Annotated in this window: 3 protein-coding genes; all 3 read left to right on the top strand. The window is 48.8% G+C overall.

The window, feature by feature from the left end; genetic code table 11:
* On the top strand, nt 1-1,177 hold a 1,177-nt coding region (metG, locus tag B3S86_RS15270; protein ID WP_290754312.1), incomplete at its 5' end, for a methionine--tRNA ligase subunit beta.
* 60 nt (nt 1,178-1,237) lie between these two features.
* Nucleotides 1,238-2,005, top strand: coding sequence for a TatD family hydrolase (locus B3S86_RS15265; RefSeq protein ID WP_290754310.1), 768 nt, complete (start codon nt 1,238-1,240; stop codon nt 2,003-2,005).
* Between the two features lie 8 nt (nt 2,006-2,013).
* Nucleotides 2,014-2,322: ubiquitin-like domain-containing protein (locus tag B3S86_RS15260; RefSeq protein ID WP_414651181.1), on the top strand; the 309-nt coding region annotated here is incomplete at its 3' end.

Below are 2,322 nucleotides of genomic sequence, written 5' to 3'. Positions count from 1 at the left end.
AAAAGAAATCGTTCGTTTCCACACGATCATTTGGCCGGCACTCTTGATGGCACTTGATCTCCCATTACCGAAGAAAGTCTTCGCACACGGTTGGTTGTTGATGAAAGACGGAAAAATGTCGAAATCAAAAGGGAACGTCGTTGATCCGATCCCATTGACGGATCGTTACGGTCTTGACGCCCTTCGTTATTACTTGTTACGCGAAGTTCCATTCGGTTCAGATGGTATGTTCACACCTGAAGCATTCGTTGAGCGGATGAACTACGATTTAGCAAACGACCTTGGGAACTTACTCAACCGAACGATCGCGATGGTCACGAAATACTTTGACGGTGAGATCCCAGCCTATACAGGCAATGTGACACCGTTTGATGCGACACTCTCGGATCTTGCAAAAGAAACGGTCACGAAAGTCGAAGCATCGATGGAACACATGGAATTCTCTGTCGTGCTATCGAACATTTGGCAATTAATCAGCCGTGCCAATAAATACATCGATGAGACACAACCGTGGGTTCTTGCAAAAGACGAATCCAAAACGGCGGAACTCGGTTCGGTCATGGTGCATCTCGTCGGTGTCTTACGTCACGTGGCGATCATGTTGCAACCGTTCATGACGCGTTCACCAAAAGAGATCTTCGCGCAACTTGGTCTCTCCGGACAAGCGATGGACTGGGCAGCGCTCGAGAAATTCGCAGACATCACACCAGGAACAAAAGTTGGTACAGCGACACCGATTTTCCCACGTCTCGATGTCAAAGAAGAGGTCGAAGCAATCGTCGACATGATGCATCAAGCTTCTGCAGCACGTGTGGAGGAAGAGGAAGTCGAAGAGGCTGATGAAGACATTCGTCCGGAAACGACGATCGATGTCTTTGATCAGATCGAGTTACGTGTCGGTGAAGTCGTGACGGCTGAAAAGATCAAGAAGGCGAAAAAACTACTGAAGTTACAAGTCGATATGGGCAAAGAAACACGCCAAATCGTCTCTGGTATCGCGCAGTGGTATGAGCCGGAAGATTTAGTCGGACGTAAGGTCATCGTCGTAGCGAACTTAAAACCGGTCACGTTACGTGGCGAACTCTCCCAAGGAATGGTCCTTGCTGCTGAGAAAGCAGGAAAACTTGAACTCGCGACGGTCCCATCAACGATGGCAAACGGCGCAAGCGTAAAATAAAACCGATGCCTGTGGACTTCATGTCACAGGCATTTTTTTAAAGAAGGAGTCGAATAAGATATGTTAATCGATACACACACTCACTTGAATGCAGACCAATTCGCGGAAGACGTTCATGAAACGATCGAGCGGGCACGTGCAAACGGCGTTTCACCGATGATCGTCGTCGGATTTGATCATAAGACAATCGACCGCGCGATGGAACTCGTCGAAGCGTACGATGATCTTTATGCGGTCATCGGATGGCATCCCGTCGACTCGATTGATTTTGATGAGGAAGCCTATCAAAAGGTCGAACGATTGATGGATCATGAAAAAGTCGTTGCGCTTGGAGAAATCGGACTCGACTACCACTGGGATACGTCACCGAAAGACGTCCAACAGGAAGCTTTCCGCAAACAGATCCGTCTCGCGAAGCAGAAGAAAAAACCGATCGTCATCCATAACCGGGAAGCGACAGAAGATACGTTACGAATCCTCGAAGAAGAGGATGCAAAAGAAGTCGGTGGTATTTTGCATAGCTACAGTATGAGTGCTGAATTGTTACCGCGTTGCCTAGCGATGAACTTCTATATTTCACTTGGTGGACCTGTTACGTTCAAAAACGCGAAAATGCCAAAACGTGTTGCACAGGAAGTACCGCTCGATCGTTTACTCGTTGAGACGGACTGTCCGTATCTGACACCAACACCACACCGCGGTAAACGCAACGAGCCGGCTTACGTTCGGTTCGTCGCTGAAGAAATTGCGCAGCTCCGTGGCATGATGTATGCCGATGTGGAAGCAGCAACGACGGAAAATGCAAAACGGATCTTCCGTTTGCCATGATGCGTTCGTTGACGTTCATTACAATCGGATGCAGCCTGCTACTTGCGGCTGCACTCGTCTATGGGATGATGGATCATCCACGAACCGTGACAGTTTTGATTGATGGACAAGAGCAGCAGGTGAAGACAATGGCTGATTCCGTTTATGGCGTTCTCAAAGAAGCCGGCATTACGACGCGTGACAATGATGTGATTGAACCGGCTCTTAGTGCCGACCTGCCGAAAAAACGATTAATCGTCATTCAGCGGGCAAAAGAAATCACATTGATCATGGGCTACGGTGAGTCCCGTCGCGTCCGGACGCAGGCGCGTCAAGTA

Source organism: Exiguobacterium sp. UBA3968 (genome assembly GCF_002385115.1).
Taxonomy (GTDB): domain Bacteria; phylum Bacillota; class Bacilli; order Exiguobacteriales; family Exiguobacteriaceae; genus Exiguobacterium_A.
Note: the sequence above shows the minus strand (reverse complement) of the source record. Positions and strands in the feature narration are given on the sequence as shown.